Raw genomic sequence first — 22,404 nt, 5'->3', positions numbered from 1 at the left:
AAAGCAGATTGCATGCCAGAAATTTTTCGGTGCAAGGCAGAAAGCCGTTACTGCGATGCCTGATGCGAACGCTTTGAGGCGGGCCGGCCAAGGTGATCCGAAGGGCTGGCAGTGGGGCATGTTAAGGGCGGGAAAAACCCGCAGCACGCCATATCAAACAAGGCTTTGATCTGGATCAAGGAAGCGCTCAAATGACCAAAAACCACCTGATAATAAAATCAAAAAACAGTGATTTTTTACGCTGTTTTTGGCTGTAATTTTTGGGCTGATTTATTTTTTCCTGTTTGCTTTTTCAGCGAGGCCTCTGCTCAATATTTTTCTGAATGTTTCGATGCTTTCTGTTCGTTAAATACAATTAACTAACTGATTTATAAGGTAAAAATATAAAATATTCAGGATTTTTCGTTTTTACGGCAGTGTTACCAAACTGCACGCCGTTGGTGCGAAAAGAGAAAGTCTGCACCGAAAATACACACTCTTTTATTTGGTAAAATTCAATTGACATTTCACGTAAATATTACGATTTTAGATTTAAGCGTTTTCCCCGGCCCTCGTGCCGAGGTCATCCGTTCTGGTGACACATAACGAGCAGGTAAAGAACATGTCGATCGTTGTTGAGGATTTAGCCTTAGGAGGGAATGGCCTTTCGGTCATGGTGAAAGACACCATCGATATCGCCGGCTATCCGACCCGCGCTTCAAGCCGCGCCCTGGCCGATGCGCCGGCGGCAGGCGAACATGCACGCGTGGTCCAGTCTGTTCTGGATGCGGGCTGCCGGATCACCGGTAAAACCAGCCTGCATGAATTGGCATTCGGCACCACCGGCCTCAACGCATGGACTGGCACGGCCTCCAATCCGCGCTATCCGGGCTATATACCGGGCGGCTCTTCCAGTGGTTCGGCAGCTGCGGTGGCGGCAGGCCTTTGCGACTTCGCGCTGGGCACCGATACCGGCGGTTCGGTACGGATTCCAGCGGCGTGCTGTGGTGTATTTGGTCTCAAGCCAACCTTTGGTCGTGTCAGCCGTCAGGGTGTGATGCCTGCGCGCAGTACCCTCGATTGCGTAGGTCCCCTGGCACGGGATATGGAACGCTTGATTGAAGCGATGCACATCATTGATCCCTCGTTCGCCTCCATCCCGGTGCCTGAGCATCTTGCTATCGGCGTGGTCGCGGTAGAGGCCAACGAACAAATCCACTCGGTGGTGAACCAGGCGCTGGGCCGTTCGCGCTTCAAGTTACTTGAGCAGAAGCTGCCTGGCATGGCCGCCGCGTATGACGCCGGCATGGTGATCATCAACGCCGAAACCTGGGCAGCGTGTGGCCATCTTCTGCAAACCTGTCGGGTTGGCAGCGATGTCGCCGACCGTCTGCGCGCGGCCAGTCTGACCACGGCCGAGTCCGTTGAAGAAGCCGAAATCATCCGTCGCGCGTTTATCGCAGAAGTGGACGCAGCCTTGGCCATCACCCCGATTCTGGCCATGCCGACCATGCCCGACTTCCCGTTGCTGGTCGCCGACGCGGCCGACACTCGCGCCGCCCTGGGCATGACCTCCCTGGTGCGTGCTTTCAACCTTTCCGGTCATCCGGCTCTGAGCATTCCTCTGGAAAGCGCCTCGGGACTTCCGGTCGGCCTTCAACTCATTGCCGCCCATGGCGCGGACGAACTGCTGTGTGCAGTCGCCCGCGAACTGGTCCGGCGCCTGGAAGAGTAATCGTGATGCTTACTATGGAGAAACCCATGACTGCGCCAAGCGAGCTGAATCACCAGCGCTGCGTGCCGATCACGGCGAATGAAGCGTTTCAGAAACTGCTGGTCGAGATTCGTGCGCGTGCTCGAAGCGAAGAATTCGACCAACAAAAATTCATCTCGCAGGACGTTATCGAGCAGTTCCGCAAGCTCGGCGTCTATCGGGCTCTGGTGCCCAAACGCTTCGGCGGCGACGAGCGTTCGCCGGCCGAGTTTTGCCAGATGGTGGAAGATATCTCGTTCGCCGATGGCTCCGCCGGTTGGGTCGCCAGCTTCGGTATGAGCCCGGTTTACCTGGCGGCGTTGCCGCTGGAAACCATCAAGAAAATCTATGCCGATTCGCCTGACGTGGTGTTCGCCGGCGGGATCTTCCCTCCGCAGCCTGCATCCTTTGTTGACGGTGGCCTGGAGGTCAATGGGCGCTGGAAATTTTCCAGCGGTTGCATGGGCGCGTCGCTCATCGGCGTGGGTATCAGCCCGAAAAATGGCGAGATGCTCGGCCTGCCACGACTGGCGGTGATGCCTCGGGAAAAGGTCAGAATCGAGGAAACCTGGAATGTCGTCGGCCTGGTCGGCACTGGTAGCCATGATGTCGTCGTCGAAGGCGTGGTGGTGCCGGAGGAGTGGACCTTCGTACGCGGCGGTCCATCGAGTCTTGACGAGCCGTTCTTCCGCTATCCGTCACTGTCGTTCGCCACACAGGTGTTGTCTGTGGTTGGCCTGGGCGTTGCTCGTGCGGCACTTGATGAGTTGAGCGGCATGGCCAGTGGCCGAATCTCCGTGACCGGTGCGCCGTCGTTGTCCGACCGGCCGCTGGCCCAGGTCGAGATGGCCAAGGCCGAAGCGTCGCTGCGCGCTGCACGTTCGTGGTTCTACCAGTCCATCGACGATGCCTGGACCAGCGTTCTGGCCGGCGACCCGGTGAGCGTCGAGCAGACCAATATGCTGCGCTTGTCTTCGACCCACGCCACGCGTGTCGCCGCCGATGTTGCGCGCACCGCGCAAATGCTATCGGGAATGAGCGGGGTGTACCGCACCAGTCCTCTGTCGCGTTTTGTCAACGACACCCAAGTCATTACCCAGCACGCCTTCATGGGCGATATGACCTACCAGAACGCGGGCGCGATCTTCTTCGGCAATAAGCCGCTGCCTGGCTACCTGTAATTTTTTCCTACTGATTGGTGAACCCCATGACCGATAAAAAAGCCCTGCGAGTTTTGTTCTGCATAGGCATCAACCAAAACTTTTTCGATGCTCCGCGTCCTGAAGCGCTGGAAGTCTGGGCCGCTTTCGGCGCCATGTGGAACGGCATCGCCGACCTGCCAGGCGTCACCGTGCTGGGCAACATGGACGACGATCAGAGCATGGTCGGCCCGTCTGCCGGCTGGCCCTGGACGACTTACTTGCTGGCCGATGTACCCGACATCGAAACCGTCCACGCCGCCTGCAATCTGTTTCGCACCACGGATGTCGGCAATGGCCCTTACAAACTCTGGAAGTATTGCAAGGTCGAGGCCCGTACCGGTCGCGAACTGATCATCCAGCGCTGAGTCGAGAGAAGTCGCCATGTCATCACAAGAGCATTTGCGCGCACTGGAACAGCGGCTCGAGCAGTTGGAAAGCGAGAACGCGATCCGCGCCTGCATGAATCGCTACATGTCTTTGTGCGACGAGCTGGGCGTGGATTCCCCGCTCGAGGAACTGGCCGGGTTGTTCACCGAGCAGGCGATCTGGGAAGGTAAGGGTGCCAAGTACCAGAATAGCTTTGGCGGTTACCACGGGCGTGAGGCGATCAAAGCGATGTTCGCAACCTACATGGTCGAACCGGCGCACTTTTCGCTGAACGTGCACTTCCTGACCTCGGAACTGATCCGGGTCAGCGGTGAGACCGCAGATGCCAGTTGGGTGATGTTGCAGACTTCGACCTTTGCCTCGGGTGCCTCGCACCTCAACAGCGCCCGCCTGACCGTGCGGTTCGCCCAGAAAAAAGGGCAGTGGCGCATGGCGCATTTTCAGACCGAGAACCTGTTCAGCCGACCGGTAGACACCTGGAACAATGCCGCGCACCTGCCCGTACCTGGTAAGTCCGGCCAGTCCTGAAAGTAACACCCAGAATTCTTAGAGTCGGCGAATAATGCCGACGAGGAGTGATCGTGAGTAACCTGATAAACACCGTAACGCTCGACGCCAGTCCTTCCGATCTGGTCCTGCATGACCGCGTTCACACGTCGCTGTACACCGACGGCAAGCTCTTCGATCAGGAGCTGGACAAGATTTTCTACAGCACCTGGATCTGGGTCGCTCACGGCAGTGAGATCCCGGAGTCCGGCAGCTACAAGAGCACCTATATCGGCAAGCAGCCGGTGATCGTCGTGCGCGACCGCAAGAAAGAAGTGCATGTGTTGCTCAACCGCTGCCGCCATCGTGGCGCAACGGTGTGCGAGCACAAGAAGGGCAAGACCAACAGTTTTGTCTGCCCTTATCACGGCTGGAGCTACGCGCTGGATGGCAGTCTGCGCGGTGTGCCGCACCCGGAAAGCTACGCCGATTGCCTGGACAAGGGCGAACTGCCTTTGGTCAGCCTGCGTGTCGAGCAATACAACGGCATGATCTTCGCCACCTTCAAGGATGACATCGAGCCCCTCGCTGATTTCCTCGGCCCGGCAAAGAAGTGGATCGACCTGTTCATGAAGCAGGGCGCCGGCTACCCCGTCAAAGTGGGTGGCGAGCACCGCTTCCGCTTCCCCGGCAACTGGAAGATCCAGCTGGAAAACACCACCGACGCCTACCACTTCCCGCTGGTGCACAAGTCGTTCCTGTCGTCCGTGGATGAACAGACCCTGAAGCTGTTCGACTTCGTCGAAGGACCGGGCTACGTCGAAGACCTCGGCAACGGTCACAGCGTGATGGTGATGATCCCTGACCTGGTCGACCTGGAAGCCAACCTCGACTTGCCGATCCCTGAGCGTTTCGAAGACCTGGCCGCGCAGTTGCGCGCCGAAGGCCAGGACGAAGAATCGGTCCGTCGCATCGTGCGTGCGGTCGGCGGTTCGGGCTTCAACCTCAACCTGTTCCCGAACATCGCTTGTTCCATGGCGTTCTTCCGGGTGTTGCAACCGATCGCGGTGAACGAAACCGAAATCCATCACGCCGTCATCACCATGGACGGTGGCCCGGCGGTGGCCAACCGTTATCGTCTGCGTCTGCATGAGCACTTCCAGGGCCCGATGGGTTTTGGTACTCCGGACGATTCCGAAGCCTGGGAGCGCGTACAGCGCGGCGCCAGTGCCGGCACTGATCTGTGGATCATGCTCAACCGCGGCTTGCCGGGTGAAAAGGCATCCGAAGACGGGCTGGTGAGCGATGTGAGCGCCGAGACCGGCATGCGCGCTGGTTACCAGCAGTGGAAAAAGATGATGTCGGCCTGAGTGACGGAGAACACCATGAACAACCTGCAATTGCTCAACCAAGTCAGCGCTTTCATCTGGCAGGAAGCGGACATGCTCGATCACGGCGATTTCGTCGACTGGCTCGATCTGTGGACCGAGAACGCGACCTACATCATCCCGATCGATCCGCTGGAAACCGACTTCGAGAACACCCTGAACTACGCCTACGATGATCACCACATGCGTCAGTTGCGTGTCACCCGATTGACCAGCGGCGAATCGATTTCGACCACCCCGCGGGCACGCACCGTGCGCAGTCAGTCGCGCTTTCGCGTGCTTTCAGATGAAGACGGAATTGTCACCGTGCGTTGTGCGCAGAACCTGCGTGAGTTCCGCAAGGATGTGCTCAAGCAGTACACCGCCGATGTCACGTTTGAACTGGTGCGCAGCGGTGACAGTTTCAAGATTCAGCGCAAGGTGATCCAGCTGATCAACTCCACCGATACCCTCGCCGGTATCGGCTACATCCTCTGAGGACGTTGCCATGACACAGGTTGCATTGGTCACCGGCGCGGCCCAGGGGCTGGGCAAAAGCATTGCCGAGCAACTGCTGAACGCCGGCTATCGGGTCGTGATCAGCGACCGTTCGCTGGAATCAGCACGGGTCACCGCCACTGAACTCGATGCCACGGGTGAACGGGTCCTGGCGCTCAAGCTCGATGTATCGAGGAAGGCCGATTTCGAAGACGCGCTGGCGGCCGTCGTGGCGCATTGGGGTGAATTGCAGGTGGTGGTGAACAACGCCGCGATGACCATGACCACACCGGTGATGCAGATCAGCCCGGAAGAGTTCGACCGTGTTGTGAGCGTCAATCAGCGCGGCACTTTTGTCGGCTGCCAGGTGTTCGGCAGCTATCTGGCGGCCCAGGGTTACGGGAGGATCATCAACATGGCTTCCCTGGCCGGGCAGAACGGCGGCACCGCAACCGGCGCGCATTACGCCGCATCCAAGGGCGCCATCATTACCTTGACCAAGATCTTCGCCAAGGAGCTGGCGGCGTCCGGTGTCACGGTCAACGCTATCGCCCCGGGCCCTATCGAGTCACCGGCGGTGCGCGCCGCCGTGCCGCCCGAGCGCCTGGAAAAACTGATAGAGGCGATCCCGGTCAAACAATTGGGTAACGCCGCGTTCATCGGCAAGTTGATTGTGCAACTGGCCAGCGAAGACGCCTACTTCACCACCGGGGCGACCTGGGATGTGAACGGCGGGATCTTCATGCGCTGAGGCCACGGTTACACGGTTTGAAAAAGCAGTCGGGGGTGCCCAGATGCGCCTCCTTACAACGAAATCGGGATGGTCCTGTATGAGCGATCAATTATTGAAAGTCGTCGTGCGCAAGCGCGAAGAACAGGGCGAAGGTGTTGTCGTACTGGATCTGAGTGATCCTGCGGGACAGCCTTTGCCCGCCTTCGAGGCGGGCGCGCATATCGATATCCACCTCAAGACCGGTCTGGTTCGCCAGTATTCGCTGTGCGGTGATCCGGCCAACGCAGGCGCCTATCGCTTGGGCGTACTCAAGGATCCCGCCTCGCGTGGCGGTTCGGTGGCGGTGCATGAACTGCTACAGGAAGGTCGTGAAATCGAGATCAGCCTGCCACGCAATCACTTTCCGCTGGCCAGCGATGCCAGGCGTTCGATCCTGATCGGCGGCGGTATCGGCATCACCCCGATGGTGGCCATGGCTTACGCGCTGAATGCCCACGACAGCGATTTCGAACTGCATTATTGCGGTCGTTCACGCAGCCGCAGCGCCTTTCTCGAGGAGCTGGGTAACGCTGCGTTTGCGTCGCGGTTGAACACCCACTTTGACGACGAAGCCGCCGACCAGAAACTCGACCTGCCAAAAGTGCTGGGCACTCCACAAGCTGGCGTACACGTGTATGTCTGCGGACCGGCCGGTTTCATGGACTGGGTCATTGCCCAGGTCCTGGAAGCGGGGTACGCCGACGATCATGTGCACCGCGAATACTTCCAGGTCGAAGTCGACGCTTCGGGCGCCGGTTTCGAAGTGGTCGCCCAGCGCAGCGGCAAGACCGTACAGGTTGCCGAGGGCCAGAGCATCGTCGATGCGCTGACTGCCGTGGGCATCAAGATTGAAGTGTCGTGTGAGCAAGGCGTTTGCGGCACATGCTTGTGCGACGTTATCGAAGGCGAACCGGATCATCGCGACATCTATCTCACGGATGACGAAAAATCTGCCAATGACCAGATTCTGGTGTGCTGTTCCCGGGCCAAGTCCAAGAAACTGGTGCTGGATATCTGATAGACCGGAGGGTAAGACCATGGTCGATACAACTGGATTTCGTAACTCAATGGCAATGCTTGGTGGCGCGGTTTCGGTCATCACCACCGATGGTCCTGCGGGTCGTTTCGGGTTTACCGCTTCGGCGGTGTGCAGCGTGACTGACCAGCCACCGACGCTGTTGGTGTGCATGAATCGCTCGTCGTTTTCCAACGTGCATTTCAAGAGCAACGGTGTGCTGAGCGTCAACGTGCTGACCCCTGGGCATCAGGAGGTGTCGGGGGCTTTTTCCAACCGCAATCTCGATACCGAACAGCGCTTTTCCTGCGCATCATGGAGCACCCTGGAGAGCGGTGCGCCGTTGCTTGATGAGTCACTGGTCAGTTTCGACTGCCGTATCGCCCAGGCTCATGAAGTGGGATCGCACACAATTTTCTATTGCGAAGTATTGGGCATCCGTAATGGCGACAGCCAGGAAGGCCTTGTGTATTTCAATCGCGCCTACCACCGTTTGGGGGATGCCTCTAAAGCAACTTCCTGATGTTGGATTGCCCCAAAAAAACGATAAGACTTTCCATGATCGTTGAGTGTTTAAAATAACTATAAAGCGGTTTTCGCTGTTCTGGCGAACGACTGCGTTACGACTTTTTTGCAGTAAGTGGTTATAAAAATAATACTGCGGATTGACTGCCAAAGTTTCACTTTTGCTGAATTGATCTGCTTCCACTAGTCGTGCCTTCGTGCATGTAAAAAAGAAGGAAAGTTTGATGTTCCAGAAGAGCTGGGTAAGCCGTGGCGTCACCACCGCGGCCGTGATGGGGATCTTCACACCTGTGGTTGCGCAGGCTGACTTCGTAGACGACAGCCAAGTCAGTCTGGGGATGCGCAACTTCTATATCGACCGCGATTTCAAACAGCATGATGCGCCGCAATCGCGGATCGGCAGTTGGACCCAAGGCTTCGATTTTCGGGCGATCTCGGGTTACACCGAAGGCACGCTACAGTTTGGCCTGGACCTCTCGGCGCAGTACGCCTATCGCCTGGACGGCGGCGGTGGCCGTGGTCCGGACAGCATCATTCCGTACGACACCAGCAAGGGCGAACAAGTCCGGGACTATGGCCGTGCGGCGCTGACCGGCAAGGTTCGTTACAACAAAACCGAACTCAAGATAGGTGAACTTCGACCGACGTTGCCGGTGGCTTACATCGACGACTCCCGGCAATTAATCACCACCTATCACGGCGTGCAGCTCGAATCGAAAGACGTGGACAACCTGACGCTGACCGGTGGCCGTTTTACCGAGATCAGCTCCCGGGAGTCTTCCAATACCGAGAAGATGTACTTGTTCAATGGGCCCGACGTTAAACGTCGCAGTGACGGTTTGAACTTTGGGGGCGCCACGTATGCGTTTACGCCGAACTTGTCCGGCACTTACTTCTTCGGCCAGTTGGAAGATATCTACAAACAACACTATCTCGGTTTGACTTATAACCATGATCTGGGGGCCGGTTACGGCGTGAAGACCGACCTCCGTTACTTCAATAACAGCGAGGACGGCAAGGCGTTATACGGCGACATCGACAACAGGTCCTACGGGATCATGACGACCCTGAAGAAGGGTGCCCATGCTTTCGGTGTCGGCTATCAGCGCATGCTTGGCGAGTCGACATTCCCGACGCTCAACGGCTATGCACCGCAGCCTTACTTGGTGAACTGGTCGACAGTGGCGTTCGTCAAGCCGAACGAAAGCTCCTGGCAATTGCGTTATGACTACAACTTCGCGGGCATCGGTTTGCCGGGTCTGAAATTGATGACGCGTTACATGCGCGGCACGGGTGTCGACCGGGGCAACAATGCCCTCGACCAAAACGTCGAAAGCGAACGCAACATCGTGCTCGGCTATGTGGTGCAAAGCGGTCCGCTCAAAGATGTGGGTTTCGAATGGCGCCGCATTGACGTTAAGACGCGTTATGGCAATGGCAGTGCGTCGGGTGCGGACTATCAGGAGAACCGCCTGATCACCACCTACACCTGGAAGTTCTGAAATCCCCCGGGAGCCGTTCGCGGCTTCCGGGTTGCCCGCGCATCGGGCAAAGGTTTTTCAACACTGGTTTTCCTTTGCCCGGATCGCTCCTTCCGGGCTTTTTTTCGCAGCGGTTTTTATCCGCCCTACGAGGATGACCTATGCGTCGTTTCTATACCGGTTCTGACTTGAATCGTGTGCACAGCATTGCCGAACTGGCCGACATGGCTCGGCGACGCGTGCCTTACTTCGTCTGGGAATACCTCAGCGGCGGCGCGGAAGCCGAATTGACGCTCAAGGATAATCTCGACGCGTTCAGTGCTTATGGCCTGCACGCCAGAGCCATGGTGCCCTGCCATGCGCCCGACACGTCTCGCGCGTTGTTCGGCAAGGTGCTGCCAATGCCGATGCTGATCGGGCCGACGGGCTACAACGGTCTGTTGCACCGCGATGCCGACATTCACTTGGCCAAGGCTGCAACGGCACGTGGTTTGCCGTTCAGCCTGAGCACCGCGTCCAACACTTCACTTGAAGACCTCGTCGCGGCGGCGCCTGATGTCGACCTGTGGTTTCAGCTGTACGCTATGCGCGATCCGGCGGTGCAAAAAAACCTGTTGCAGCGCGCCGCCGCTGTCGGTTGCCGGACTCTGGTGTTGACCTGTGATGCGATGGTGCTAGGCAATCGCGAGTGGGACCGACGCAGTTTCGCCAGGCCGCGACAGCTGACATGGCGCAACAAGTTTGACGTTGTCCGTCACCCGCGTTGGCTCAAGCAAGTGATGTGGCCATCGGGGCTGCCTGGCATGGGCAACCTTGAACCTTACTTGCCGCCGAGTGAGCGCAATCCCTTGGGATCAATGGCGTTTGTCGGCAAGCAGATGGACACCTTGCTCGATTGGGACATGCTGGCGCGTTTGCGTGATCAATGGGGCGAGCGGCTGTTGCTCAAGGGCGTGTTGCATCCGGCCGATGTGGAGCGAGCCATCGCCCTCGGGCTTGACGGTGTGGTGGTGTCCAATCACGGCGGCCGCCAACTGGACGGTGCCCTCGGCAGCCTCGATGCACTGGCGGCCATCGCGCCTCAGGCGAAAGGCAAACTCAGCCTGCTGCTGGATGGCGGGATCCGGCGTGGCAGCGACATCGTCAAAGCGCTCGCGCTGGGGGCCGATGCCGTGCTGCTAGGGCGCTCCACCCTTTACGGCGTGGCGGTGGCAGGTGAAGACGGTGCTGGCCGGGCGCTGGACGTATTGACGGAAGAACTGGCGCGGACCATGAACCTGATGGGCTGCACCCACCTAAACCACCTTGACGGCGACAGCGTGTTCGAGCGACGACGCGCTTGAGCATTTGTGGGCGCGAGCTTACTCGATGGCGGCGTGTCAGACGAAATCAATGTTGAATGTACCGGCCCCTTCGCGAGCAAGCCCGCTCCCACACTGATCGTGGTCGCACTCGACCAGTTTATTGCGTTGCAGAATCGGAATGACGCTTGCGCGTTTCGCGCAGTGGCTCGCCGGGGCCGTTGCTAGGATCGAGGCTCTTCTACAGGAGTGCTTTCATGAATATCAGTGTTATCGGCGGCGGTCACGGTTGCTACGCGGCAGCGATAGAGTTGGCGGAGAAAGGCCATTCGGTGCGGTTGTGGCGCCGAGACAGTGCCGCGCTGGAAAAACTGCAAGGCCTCGGCCATCTGCTCGTGCGCGACTTTCGTGGCGAACGACGCTTGAGCCTGGGGCAGGTCGGGGATGCCCTGACCTTGACGGCCGATCTGGCACAGGCCGTGGCCGATGCTCAGTTGTTGGTCATTGCCTTGCCGTCGACCTCCCACCAAGCCCTTGCCAGCGAACTGGCTCCCTTGTTGCGCGACGGGCAAGTGGTGTTCCTGCCGCCGGGGACGTTTGGCAGCATGGTGTTCGCCCAGGCAATGGCGAAGGCGGGGAATCACAGCGAGGTGGCGTTTGCGGAGACCGGCACCTTGCCCTATCTGGCGCGCAAGCATGGCGATAACCAGGTGGTGATCAGCGGCTACGCGACCCGTCTGCCGACTGGAGTTTTTCCGAGTCGTTTGAGCGAGTCGGCGTTCGCCGTATTGCGCGAGGCTTACCCCAGCGTCGAACCGATCGAAGATGCACTCAGCGGCGCGCTGATGAACGCCGGGCCGATCATTCATCCGCCGTTGATCCTTATGAACGCGGGTCCACTTGAGCATTTCGAGACGTGGGACATTCACAACGAAGGGACCGTACCTTCGATTCGTCGCGTGACCAATGCCCTCGACGCCGAGCGTATCGCCGTTCGTGAAGCACTGGGCTATGGCGCACCGCATTTCCCGCTGGCTGATCATTACGCCACCGACGGCGATGAGTGGATGTACGGTCGCGGCGCTCACGGCAAACTGACCGATAGCGGCGATTGGCGTGAAGACATCGACCTGCAAAAGCACCGCTACATGCTTGAAGACACACGACTGGGCTTGTCGTTTCTAGTGTCGGTTGGGCGCTGGGCCGGCGTGCCGACACCGGTCGCTCAGGGCCTGTTGAGCCTGGCCACCGTGGTCAGTGGCATCGACCTGTACGCCGAGGGTCGAACCCTGGAAAACCTCGGGCTGGATCAACTGAGCCGCAGCGAAATGGCGCAGTGCATGAACCAGGGGTTGCAGGCATGAGCGCCGATCCGCAACGCATCTGTATCGTCGGCGCGGGGCGCATGGGCGAGGGCATTGCCTTGGCGTTCATGTTCGCCGGACTGCCGGTGACCCTGATCGATATCAAGCAACGCGAGCCCGTGGCGCAGGACCGCTACTTCCGCCAGATCGAGGGCCACTTGCGCGGCGAACTGGCATCGCTTGCGCGTTTGGGATCACTCGATCCGGCACAAGTCGAACAGGCGATGAGCCATTTACGCTTGAGTGATCGCGAAGGCAGTGGCGACGATTTGCACAGTGCCACTGTCGTGTTCGAAGCCGTGCCTGAAGTGCTTGAACTCAAGGCCATGACGTTCGCTTGGCTGAGTGCTGCGTGTGGCGATGAAACGGTGATTGCATCGACGACATCGACCTTTCTGGTGACGCAGCTGGCGGCATTGGTCACGCACCCGCAACGCTTCGTCAATGCCCATTGGCTGAACCCGGCGCTCCTGATGCCGCTGGTCGAAGTCAGCCGCAGCAAGGACACTTGCCCGCAGGTGGTGCAACGCCTGATGGCATTGCTCAAGCGCATCGGCAAAGTGCCCGTGCAATGCTCCCCGGCAGCCGGTTACATCGTGCCGAGAATCCAGGCACTGGCGATGAATGAAGCGGCGCGAATGGTCGAGGAGGGGGTGGCCAGTGCAGAGGACATCGACACCGCGATTCGCGTTGGTTTCGGTCTGCGTTTCTCCGTGCTGGGGATGCTTGAGTTTATCGACTGGGGCGGCGGCGACATTCTGTTCTATGCCTCCCATTACCTGGCTGAAGCCATCGATCCACGTTTCCTGCCACCCAAAGTCATTGCCGAGAACATGGCGCAAGGGCGGAACGGGCTGCGCGAAGGTCAGGGTTTTTATGATTACCAGGACGTTGACCTGGAGGCCTACAAACTGCAGAGGCTGGGTGAGTTCACCCGCAAGCTTGAGTTGATGGGGCTGTCGCCGGTGTTCAACGGTGGCGTGGCAACGTCCTGAGCGCGGAAGCTGACGTGTGATCGCGACAGCTTCACGACCTGGTTGCACAACCGGCGCGCCGTTATGGCTGCGTCGGTTTTTCCGTGGTGGATGCAGGTCATCCATGCATTTGTCTGGTCCTGAATCGAGGTTGTCATGAAACTGTACGAATTGATCACGTTCACCGTGCGGGTGCGCACTGTCGCCACTGCCATGGCTTGTCTGGAGCAGCGACTGGCCGTCGATGACGCCGCAGTGAAACTGGTCGGCTGCTGGGCGTCGGAAATCGGCCCGCTGAATCAGATCGCGGTGTTGCGTGGTTTTGTCGACGAGGCGTCTCGCCAGGCTGAGCGCGAACGTTATCTGTCGAGTGCCGACGTGTTTGGCATCGAGGCGTATCTGACGGACATGCGCGTGGAAAGCTACACGTTGTTTCCCTTTATCCAGCCACTGTCTGCCGGGCGCCACGGGCCGTTCTATGAACTTCGCGTCTACGACCTCATGCCATCGGGCCTGGCTCCCACGCTCAAGGGCTGGGAAAAAGCCGTAGGGCCACGAACAGACGCGCAGTACTCCCAGGTGTATGCCGCCTTCTACGCCACTGACGGTCAACTGCCGCGCTACCTGCACATCTGGCCTTACGCCTCACTCGAACAACGACTGGACGTGCGCGCACGTGCCGTACAGGACGGCGTCTGGCCGCCGGAAAATTCAGGCCCGCAACTGCGCGACATGCATTCGACGATCTACCTGCCTGCGGGCTTTTCGCCACTGCAATGAGATTTGCCGAACCCTTTGTGAGCAAGGCCGTTCCCCCAGAAGGGGAACGTCGCACCACGAGCCTTGGGTTTCAGACGCCCAAGTAGCGCCAGGATAATTCTGGTGTTTCGGCCAGTTGCACTTGCATACCGTGCCAAACCTGTCGGCCCTTTTCGATGATGTGATGGCAGTCGACCGCCCGGGCCATTTCCTTGAGGTTCTTGTAGGTGACCAGAATCGCCTCGCCTTCGGCTTTCAAGCTCGCCAGGCAACTCCAGATGGTTCCGCGAATGATCGGCGCCAAGCCTTCGGTTGTCTCGTCGAAAATCAACAATTGCGGGTTGGTCAACAGGGCGCGGGCGACCACCATGATCTGCTGTTCGTCACCAGAGAGGGTTTTCGACAACTGATCCTGGCGTTCCTGTAACCGTGGAAACAACTGGTAGATTCGTGCCAGGTCCTACTTACCCTGGGTCGCGTTTGCCTTCCTCGTTTTTGGTCGAACCGGGCGCGTGAATAATCGAGGCGTTGACAATAGTGCCCTGACGCAGGGAAAGACCTTTTTCCTGCAAATAACCGTTGATGACGGCGAGAATCGCAGGCGTCAGCGGGTGTTTCTCCAGCAGGTGCCGGAAGTTCATGATCGCAGTGTCTTCAGGGATCGGCGCACTCAGCGTGAGATGGGCAAACTAGCGCATGGGGGTGATTTCATAGAGCGCTTCTTCTATGGTCGGGTCGCTCAGGGCGAAACAGTTTTGCAGCAGATGAATACGCAGCATGGTCTCCAGCGGATACGGTTTACGGCCACCACCAGCCTTCGGGTAATACGGTTCGATCAACCCCAACAAACCACTCCAGAGCACCACCTGATCCATTTCGGCAAGGAAGCGTTCACGACGGGTTTGCTTGCGCTTGCCTGCATATTTGAAATCGGAAAAGCTCATCTGACTCATGCGAGGCTCGGGTCAGGTGGTGAGGGTGTATTCCAGCACATTTGAGGACTTGTTCGGAGAATCCCTAGCATGCTGTGGGGTACTTGCCACGTCGCAAATAGGCCTCATGGTAGGTCGGACGGAAATGCTCAACATCCGGCTAGCCACCAATTATTATGTTTTTTTGGAGAGAGAGCAAAAAAAACATAACATCAAAACTTCAACATAGAGATCAACAAAAAACAAACCTTTTACATGGATATTAATATACGAAGCTGTTTCTGGATATTACAAAGCAAAAAAACCACAAGTTCGTTAGTCTGATTTGCCGTCGCACGAATAAATCAGGAAACCTACATGAGCCTCCTAACGCGAAATCCGAGATTTATGACGGTTTTAGTTATTTTTTGCTCTCTAGCGATAGTCCTTATGGCGAGAATTACCTATCTTTCTATTTTTTCTCATGAGTTTCTAAACGACGAAGGCCGCAAACGATCTACGCGCCTAATTGAGACAATTCCAGTTCGCGGCACCATTTTTGACCGATTCAATCAGCCCATGGCGGTCTCTACCCCCGTAAGCACAATATGGGTTAACCCTAAACAATTTTCTCCAACAAAACAGCAAGTAGAATTATTAAGCGAGCATCTTAATATTGATGCTTCACGAATTAGCTATTTGAAATTGAATACCCAAGGAAAATCGTTCGCCTATTTAGCAAGAAGGGTTTCTCCAGAGACCGCGAAAAAGGTAGAAGCCTTGTCTATTTTCGGAGTTTATGAGCGAAAAGAGTACAAGCGATTCTACCCCCAATCATCGATGTTAGCTCAGACGTTAGGCTTTACCAATATTGACCAGAAAGGCATCGAAGGCATTGAGCTAATGTATGATCAGCGACTTTCAGGAGCGTTTGGCCTTGAAGAGCTCACCTTGAACTTACACAAGCGCGTCACAAGAGAAATCCTTGTTCACAAGCCCCTGACTCCTGGAAAAAATGTATACCTGACAATAGACTCCACCCTGCAATACTACGTTGAAAAAGCGCTATGGAAAGCACTTGTATATAATAAAGCCCAGTCTGTGAGCGCAATTCTTATACACGCAAAAACAGGAGAGATACTGGCGATATCCACAGTGCCTTCATTCAATCCTAATTCTCGAAAAAGCTTTAGCCCGAATGTGATTCGAAATCGTGTATTTACTGATGTGTATGAGCCGGGTTCAGTAATAAAACCATTCAGCATGGCCGCCGTGTTAACGGCAGGTATCGTTGACAAAAACGCTATGATTCAGATAGCGCCAGGTTTTGTTAAGATCAATGGCTATACTATTCGTGATGTGGGAAGGGATGATCAGTTAGATCTAGCAGGTATCATTCGTCGATCCTCTAATGTTGGCATGAGTAAAATCGCAATACCAACAGGTGGAAAAATCATCTCTCAAATGCTACTTGACCTGGGATTCGGAAATAGCACCTCCGTCTTTTTTCCTGGAGAAAGTGTTGGTTCTGTTCCAACTAGGACAGCATGGTCGGATATAGCCACTGCGAGCCTTTCATACGGATACAGTTTGTCGGTCAATTTGGCTCAATTGGTTCAGGCCTATACCGTTTTTGCAAATAATGGAGACCTGATTCCATTATCGATAATAAAAAACGAAGCTCATCCACCCCGAAACGTCATGAAACCGGAGGTCGCGAACAGGATTCTGGAAATGCTGGTGCACGCAGTTGATGGGCCTGGGGCAGGAGGAAAGCGCGCAGCAATCAAAGGTTATGTAATTGCCGGAAAAAGCGGAACATCACGCAAGGCGTCCAGAGGCGGATATCAAAACAACGCATACAGAGCCATGTTCGTGGGTATTGCACCGGCCAATGCACCTGAGTTCATCATGGCTGTTTTGGTGGATGAGCCCACCGCTAAAGGTTACTTCGGAGGAGCGATTGCAGCACCTATTTTCAAGGAGGTTTTAGAGGACGTGCTTCGCATCAGAAATGTACAGAGTGATCAAAGCCAGACTCTACCAGCAGTCCAGGGTTGATTTGACACAGAACGTTTTGCGACGGCCTGACATTAGGTAGAAGCGAACATACCCGACGTTCATCAGGGTGGCACTTTTTTATCAATGAAAGTCATTCGTTGAGATCTATCACAGCCTTATATCTGTTGAGCTTTTGAGTGCGTAGGGCATCACAATACATGATCCATGGGCCTCAGTCCGCGACACCAAAGGCCCCATGAGGGACTCATGCCCCGGGCTGACAAAATCAGCTGCCAACTAGGGAGGGTCTGAAGTAAGCAGCCGTTTTTAACGGCCTCGCTGTTTGAGGTTCAAAAAACGGCGACTGAATCGAAAATCAGACCTTTCCTCCTCTCAGTTCAGTTCGCTGTTTTTTGCTGAATAACACCTTTTCAGGGCTAATTGTCCGCATCACAGGCGCACCTCGCCTGCATTCAACAGCCGTTTTCGCATCATCCACAGGTTCGATAAGGCAAACAGTGTGGTCTGTTGTACGGTGTTTTTCACCACGCCTCGGAAGCGGACTTTCGTATAACCAAACTGGCGCTTAATCACCTGGAATGGATGCTCAACTTTGGCCCGGACTTGAGCTTTCGCGTATTCGATTTTTCGGCGTATGCGACCGATCAGGCTCTTTTTTGCATGCTTCTTATAGCTACTGGGTCGCGCTGCGATCGACCAGATCATCTGCCGGTGTTGATGCTCCGGACGCTTCTCCACGCCGGTGTAACCGGCATCGCCAGAGACGTAAGTTTCCTCGCCATGCAGCAACTGATCGACCTGAGTCACGTCCGCCACATTCGCCGCCGTACCCACTACGCTATGCACCAGACCGGATTCAGCATCGACACCGATGTGCGATTTCATCCCGAAATAGTACTGATTTCCTTTCTTTGTCTGGTGTATTTCGGGGTCGCGTTTACCATCCTTGTTCTTGGTCGAACTGGGCGCATGAATGATCGTCGCATCGACCACAGTACCTTGGCGTAGCAGCAAACCTCGGTCGCCCAAATAGCCGTTGATGACCTGCAAAATTCCACCGGCCAGCTCATGTTTTTCCAACCGCCAGCGGAAGTTGAGGATCGTGGTTTCATCCGGAATCCGATCCAAATGCAGCCCGGCAAACTGGCGCAGAATCGTGGTTTCGTAGAGGGACTCTTCCATCGCCGGGTCGCTGTAGCCGAACCAGTTTTGCATCAGATGAACCCGCAGCATGGCCATCAACGGATACGCCGGACGACCGCCTTCGCCCTTCGGATAATGCGGCTCGATCAATGCAATCAGGAAACGCTCGCGGCGGGTTTGCTTACGTTTGCCAGCGTATTCGGCATCAGCGAAGGACATTTGCTTCATCGGGGCTCAACCGTTCAGTTCGTGGGACAGGCGTTTTTCACCAGATTTGGAAGTCTTTTTCAGAGTTTCCCTAACGCTTTCTGTCCTTCGTATGCAGCTCCTGTTCACCGGCGGGTATAAATCACCATCAAAATAGCCCCTTGTACCGACCCTGCACTGTGTGCCGCGTCCGGAGCCCGGCAACAGTAGTCGCCGACGTTCAGTGTTCTATCCTGATCATAAAGTGAGCCTTGCAGTACGAACAGTTGTTCAAGCTCCCCTTTATGGGTATGGCTGGCGACATGAGCGCCTGCGTCGACTTTCATCAATAGGGTCTTTTCACCGCGTTCGGTGTCCTCGAACAGCGGTTTGATCCAGAAACCTTCAGCCGTTGTCGGCAGCCAATCATCAGCCGAAGACGAGTAATAGGTAGAGCCTTCGACCGGCCCGTGAGTGCCGTGTTTTCCAGCGATTCTCCAGAATGGTGTTTCATTTTTTGACATGTTTGTCTTCACCTGGGCAGCGGGTTCGCTTACAAGTCCTTGACCAGTCTCAACGCATCGTAGATCGCTGCGTGGGTGTTACGCGCAGCCACCGCATCGCCAATGCGAAACAACTGGAATCTGCCCTCCGGGTTGGTCACTAGCTGTTGCGGGTTGCCGACGATCAGGTCCTGATGTTCAACCACGCCACCGTTGCTCGAGGCGGATTTCAATTCGAAGTACAGTTCGTCCAGCGGTCGGGTGCCGTGGTTGACCACCACTTGATCGACCCGCCGGACCTTGCGTGCACTGCCGTAGTCACTGTCGATCATCGCCAGCAGATATTGACCTTCGCGCTCGACGGCGAGCAGTCGGAAGGTGACGGTGAAGGTGGTGTCCAGCGCTTGCAGTGAGCGCATGTAGGGCACCAGGTTCATCGCCATGACTTCCGGTGCGAAGGTCCGGTCCGGTGTCATGATCTCGATTTTTGCGCCACTTCGGGCGATGAACTCGGCCGCCTGCAGGCCCGCATGATCACCGGCGTCGTCGAACAGCAGGACATTGCGCCCGGGTTTCACATCCCCGGAGATAATGTCCCAGGCCGAGACCACCAGCTCATTGCCTGCCGAGAGAATCTCGGTGTGGGGCAGGCCGCCGGTGGCGATTATCACCACGTCCGGGTTTTCGTCGTGGACAGTGCTGGCCTCGGCCCAGGTATTGAAACGAAAGCTGACACCTCGGGCCATGCACTGGGCCATGCGCCACTCGACGATGCTGATCATTTCCCGCCGCCGCTCCGATTGCGCAGTGAGCCGAACCTGGCCGCCGGCCTGGTTGGTGGCTTCGAATACCACTACCTCATGACCGCGCTCGGCCGCCACTCGCGCCGCTTCCAGCCCGGCGACACCAGCACCGACAATCACGATTTTGCGTTTTCTCGCCGCCTTGGGGATGTCATGAGGCATAGTGGTTTCACGGCCGGTGGCCGGGTTGTGGATGCAATAGGCCGCACCGCCCTGGTAGATCCGGTCCAGGCAATAGTTGGCTCCGACACAGGGGCGAATATCCTCTTCGCGTCCCTCGATAATTTTGCGCACGATATGTGGATCGGTCATGTGCGCGCGGGTCATGCCAACCATGTCGATCTTTCCCGAGGCGATGGCATGGCGGGCGGTGGCGACGTCCGGAATTTTCGCCGCATGAAAGGTGGGGAAGTCGGTGGCGGCGCGAATCTCTCCGGCGAAGTCCAGGTGCGGCGAGTTGCGCATGCCCTGGATCGGAATTACGTCGGTCAGGCCGGCGTCGGTGTCGATATGGCCGCGGATAACGTTGAGAAAGTCCACCATGCCGCTGTCTTTCAGGCGCCTGGAGATGTCCAGACCGTCGGCCGGGGTCAGTCCGCCGGGCATTTGCTCGTCGCCGGTATAACGCACGCCGACGATGAACTCATGGCCGACGCGCTGGCGAATGGCGCGGAGGATGTCGAAGGTAAAACGCAGCCGGTTGTCGATGGAACCGCCATACGGGGCATCGAGGTCGTTGGTCAGCGGCGACCAGAACTGATCCATCAGATGCCCGTAGGCCTGCAGTTCGATGCCATCCAGGCCCGCAGCTTTCATCCGCTCGGCGGCGTCCGCATAGTCCTTGATGATTCGTTCCACATCCCAGTTTTCCATCTTCTTCGGGAAAGAGCGATGGGAGGCTTCGCGCTCGAATGACGGTGACACCACGGGCAACCAGTCCCCCTTGTCCCAGCGTGTGCGCCGACCGAGGTGGGTCAACTGGATCATGACCGCCGCGCCATGTTCGTGGCAGGCGTCGGTGAGGTCTCTCATCCAGCCGACCACCTCATCCTTGTAGGCCAGGATGTTGTTGAACACCGGTGGGCTGTCTCGCGAAACCGCAGCAGACCCCGCCGTCATGGTCAGGGCCACGCCAGCCTTCGCCCGTTCAACGTGGTAGGCGCGATAGAGGTCCTTGGGCATGCCATCTACGGGATAGGCCGGCTCGTGGGCGGTGGTCATGATGCGGTTTCTGAGAATCAGGTGCTTCAACTGATAGGGCTGGAGGAGCGGATCATTCAGCATCGTCAAGACTCTCCGGAAGAGGGCAAGGACCTAAGTTGAAATTACGTTAGGGTGAAATGTACACCTGTGTCAACAAGATAGACATAGGTGTACATTTTACTTGCGCGGTATCGGGTGAGCGACTAGGATCGAGTCATGAACGAACAAACCAAAGCGGTAGAAACAGGCTGGAGAGGGTCCCTGGAAGGGTGGCTCGATGCAGCGTATGAAAGCCTGACCGAGTGCGGTGTCGACACGGTGCGGGTGATGCCACTGGCCAAAAAACTGGGGCTGTCGAGAACCAGTTTTTACTGGTTTTTCAAGGATCGTGAAGAGCTGCTCGTCGCATTGATCGAGCGCTGGCGGGTGAAGAATACTGGCAATCTGATCGCCCAGACCGAGTGTTATGCCGAAAGCATTGCTGAGGCGATGCTCAACGTTTTCGACTGTTGGCTGAACCCGGACCTGTTCGATTCTCAGTTTGAATTTGCCATGCGCAGCTGGGCCTTGCAGTCCGCCGAAGTGGCCGAACATATCCGGGTGGCCGACATTGCCCGGCGCGAAGCCCTTATCCGGATGTTCGTGCGTTTCGACTATGCATTTGACGCCGCCGATGTGCGGGCTCGAACGATTTACCTGACGCAGATTGGCTATATCAGCACCAACACCCGAGAGGATGTCGGGGAGCGAATGCGGCGGATTCCAGAGTACGTGAAGATATTCACCGGCCAGGAACCACTGGATCGCGAATTGAAACGCTTCTACTCCCGCCATGGGTATGTGATGGATGAAGTTTCACCGCCAACCCCTGACTGACCGCAACTTCTGACTGACGAAGGCAGGTTCAAAATGTTCGACGAGCCCACGATAGGTATTATCGGCGGATCGGGATGGCTTGGCCGCTCGATAGCCCAGGCGATGCTCGACAGGGCTTTTATCCAGCCCGGTGCGTTGGTGCTTTCGAACCGCTCCGCAAGCAATCCATTATCGAGTCCCAAGTGGTCGCAGGTGATGGTAACGCGCAACAATCAGGAACTGGTGGAACGTTGTGATGTGGTCATCGTGTCCGTACGCCCCGAGCAGTTTGTCGATGTAAAGATTTTTGCTGAAAACCGACTGGTGATTTCGTTGATGGCCGGCGTGTCCCTGGAAGACGTGATGCAGCGTACTGGCAGTCGGCAGGTGATTCGCGCCATGGTCAATGCCGCCGCAGAGATCGGCAGGTCCTATACGCCCTGGTTGGTCACGCAAGAGGTCACCGACGAGCAGAAAGCGTTCGCCCAGCGGCTGTTCGAAATCTTCGGCAGCGCCGATGAAGTCTTCACCGAACACCAGTTGAATTACCTGACAGCGCTGGTGGGAACAGGGCCTGCTTACCCGGCGTTGCTGGCTCGCAGCCTGTTCCAACATGCCGTGAACAGTGGCTTGCCTCCCGCCATTGCCCGACGCGCAGCCAATGCGGTGGTGGTGGATGCCAGCCAACTGATCGGCAATGGACACTCCGTCGATGAACTCCTGCAAGCGTTCGTCAGCTATCGCGGCGTCACAGCTGCGGGCCTCGAAGCCATGATTGCAAACGGCTTCGATAAAACAATAAAAGCAGGTCTGGATTCGGCGACCTCAGTCGCCAGTTCGATGAGTCCAATTGCCCATTCTGCTGACACGAAAGAAGGTCCAATGACGCGGTAGTTGGCCCTCCTTAACTCTGGC

Annotated in this window: 21 protein-coding genes and 1 pseudogene; 17 read left to right on the top strand and 5 right to left on the bottom strand. The window is 56.9% G+C overall.

Going from position 1 to position 22,404, the window contains the following annotated elements; genetic code table 11:
- Positions 1-601 precede the first annotated feature (601 nt).
- The 14 genes from ACVBEG_RS13420 (at position 602) to ACVBEG_RS13355 (ending at position 13,884) form a co-directional block, all read left to right on the top strand.
- A complete protein-coding gene (locus tag ACVBEG_RS13420; RefSeq protein ID WP_322178801.1) occupies positions 602-1,714 on the top strand; it encodes an amidase in 1,113 nt (370 codons plus the stop codon).
- Between the two features lie 26 nt (positions 1,715-1,740).
- Positions 1,741-2,913, top strand: coding sequence for an acyl-CoA dehydrogenase family protein (locus tag ACVBEG_RS13415; RefSeq protein ID WP_322178802.1), 1,173 nt, complete (start codon positions 1,741-1,743; stop codon positions 2,911-2,913).
- A gap of 26 nt (positions 2,914-2,939) precedes the next feature.
- The gene (locus tag ACVBEG_RS13410; protein ID WP_084317862.1) at positions 2,940-3,299 is read left to right on the top strand and encodes an IacB protein; all 360 of its coding nucleotides are present in this window, start codon (positions 2,940-2,942) and stop codon (positions 3,297-3,299) included.
- Positions 3,300-3,315: 16 nt separating this feature from the next.
- Positions 3,316-3,849 (top strand): nuclear transport factor 2 family protein, encoded by a 534-nt coding sequence (locus tag ACVBEG_RS13405; protein WP_322178803.1) that lies wholly within the window; start codon positions 3,316-3,318, stop codon positions 3,847-3,849.
- Positions 3,850-3,902: 53 nt separating this feature from the next.
- Positions 3,903-5,177: an aromatic ring-hydroxylating oxygenase subunit alpha gene (locus ACVBEG_RS13400; protein WP_447107836.1), complete on the top strand. Its 1,275-nt coding sequence runs from the start codon at positions 3,903-3,905 to the stop codon at positions 5,175-5,177.
- 15 nt (positions 5,178-5,192) lie between these two features.
- Positions 5,193-5,672: an aromatic-ring-hydroxylating dioxygenase subunit beta gene (locus tag ACVBEG_RS13395; protein WP_322178805.1), complete on the top strand. Its 480-nt coding sequence runs from the start codon at positions 5,193-5,195 to the stop codon at positions 5,670-5,672.
- Between the two features lie 10 nt (positions 5,673-5,682).
- Positions 5,683-6,423 carry an SDR family NAD(P)-dependent oxidoreductase gene (locus ACVBEG_RS13390; RefSeq protein ID WP_322178806.1) on the top strand — a complete coding sequence of 247 codons (741 nt, stop codon included), beginning with the start codon at positions 5,683-5,685 and terminating at the stop codon, positions 6,421-6,423.
- 79 nt (positions 6,424-6,502) lie between these two features.
- Positions 6,503-7,462 (top strand): PDR/VanB family oxidoreductase, encoded by a 960-nt coding sequence (locus ACVBEG_RS13385; protein WP_330201088.1) that lies wholly within the window; start codon positions 6,503-6,505, stop codon positions 7,460-7,462.
- Positions 7,463-7,481: 19 nt separating this feature from the next.
- Complete coding sequence (locus tag ACVBEG_RS13380; RefSeq protein ID WP_150632634.1) at positions 7,482-7,982, top strand: flavin reductase; 501 nt, start codon at positions 7,482-7,484, stop codon at positions 7,980-7,982.
- Positions 7,983-8,208: 226 nt separating this feature from the next.
- On the top strand, positions 8,209-9,486 hold the full coding sequence (locus tag ACVBEG_RS13375) for an OprD family porin (protein ID WP_322178808.1): 1,278 nt from the start codon (positions 8,209-8,211) through the stop codon (positions 9,484-9,486).
- Positions 9,487-9,626: 140 nt separating this feature from the next.
- Positions 9,627-10,808, top strand: a complete 1,182-nt coding sequence (locus ACVBEG_RS13370; protein WP_322216846.1) for an alpha-hydroxy acid oxidase — start codon at positions 9,627-9,629, stop codon at positions 10,806-10,808.
- A gap of 215 nt (positions 10,809-11,023) precedes the next feature.
- On the top strand, positions 11,024-12,130 hold the full coding sequence (locus ACVBEG_RS13365) for an NAD/NADP octopine/nopaline dehydrogenase family protein (RefSeq protein WP_447107835.1): 1,107 nt from the start codon (positions 11,024-11,026) through the stop codon (positions 12,128-12,130).
- Positions 12,127-13,125 (top strand): 3-hydroxybutyryl-CoA dehydrogenase, encoded by a 999-nt coding sequence (locus ACVBEG_RS13360; protein ID WP_447107834.1) that lies wholly within the window; start codon positions 12,127-12,129, stop codon positions 13,123-13,125. Before ACVBEG_RS13365 ends, ACVBEG_RS13360 begins: the two co-directional genes overlap by 4 nt.
- Positions 13,126-13,260: 135 nt before the next feature.
- Positions 13,261-13,884 (top strand): NIPSNAP family protein, encoded by a 624-nt coding sequence (locus ACVBEG_RS13355; RefSeq protein ID WP_447107833.1) that lies wholly within the window; start codon positions 13,261-13,263, stop codon positions 13,882-13,884.
- Positions 13,885-13,954: 70 nt separating this feature from the next.
- Here ACVBEG_RS13355 and ACVBEG_RS13350 read toward each other — a convergent pair whose 3' ends face one another.
- Positions 13,955-14,302 (bottom strand): ATP-binding cassette domain-containing protein, encoded by a 348-nt coding sequence (locus ACVBEG_RS13350; protein ID WP_447107832.1) that lies wholly within the window; start codon positions 14,300-14,302, stop codon positions 13,955-13,957.
- 31 nt (positions 14,303-14,333) lie between these two features.
- Positions 14,334-14,816, bottom strand: a pseudogene (locus ACVBEG_RS13345) (transposase); the annotation flags it as partial.
- Between the two features lie 336 nt (positions 14,817-15,152).
- Here ACVBEG_RS13345 and ACVBEG_RS13340 point away from each other — a divergent pair.
- A complete protein-coding gene (locus ACVBEG_RS13340; protein WP_443690360.1) occupies positions 15,153-16,835 on the top strand; it encodes a peptidoglycan D,D-transpeptidase FtsI family protein in 1,683 nt (560 codons plus the stop codon).
- Positions 16,836-17,225: 390 nt separating this feature from the next.
- On the opposite strand, the gene ACVBEG_RS13335 is transcribed toward ACVBEG_RS13340, so the two are convergent.
- The 3 genes from ACVBEG_RS13335 to ACVBEG_RS13325 all read right to left on the bottom strand — a co-directional run bounded on the left by ACVBEG_RS13335 (position 17,226) and on the right by ACVBEG_RS13325 (position 20,715).
- A complete protein-coding gene (locus tag ACVBEG_RS13335) occupies positions 17,226-18,167 on the bottom strand; it encodes an IS5 family transposase (protein WP_323565899.1) in 942 nt (313 codons plus the stop codon).
- 104 nt (positions 18,168-18,271) lie between these two features.
- Positions 18,272-18,649 carry a cupin domain-containing protein gene (locus tag ACVBEG_RS13330; RefSeq protein ID WP_322178815.1) on the bottom strand — a complete coding sequence of 126 codons (378 nt, stop codon included), beginning with the start codon at positions 18,647-18,649 and terminating at the stop codon, positions 18,272-18,274.
- A gap of 29 nt (positions 18,650-18,678) precedes the next feature.
- Complete coding sequence (locus ACVBEG_RS13325) at positions 18,679-20,715, bottom strand: NADH:flavin oxidoreductase (protein ID WP_322178816.1); 2,037 nt, start codon at positions 20,713-20,715, stop codon at positions 18,679-18,681.
- A gap of 135 nt (positions 20,716-20,850) precedes the next feature.
- Between ACVBEG_RS13325 and ACVBEG_RS13320 the strand changes: the two genes are divergently transcribed.
- Positions 20,851-21,510 (top strand): TetR/AcrR family transcriptional regulator, encoded by a 660-nt coding sequence (locus ACVBEG_RS13320; RefSeq protein WP_322178817.1) that lies wholly within the window; start codon positions 20,851-20,853, stop codon positions 21,508-21,510.
- Positions 21,511-21,543: 33 nt separating this feature from the next.
- On the top strand, positions 21,544-22,383 hold the full coding sequence (locus tag ACVBEG_RS13315) for a pyrroline-5-carboxylate reductase family protein (RefSeq protein ID WP_322178818.1): 840 nt from the start codon (positions 21,544-21,546) through the stop codon (positions 22,381-22,383).
- Positions 22,384-22,404 lie beyond the last annotated feature (21 nt).

The sequence above is a fragment of the Pseudomonas sp. GG8 genome (assembly GCF_052976945.1).
Note: the sequence above shows the minus strand (reverse complement) of the source record. Positions and strands in the feature narration are given on the sequence as shown.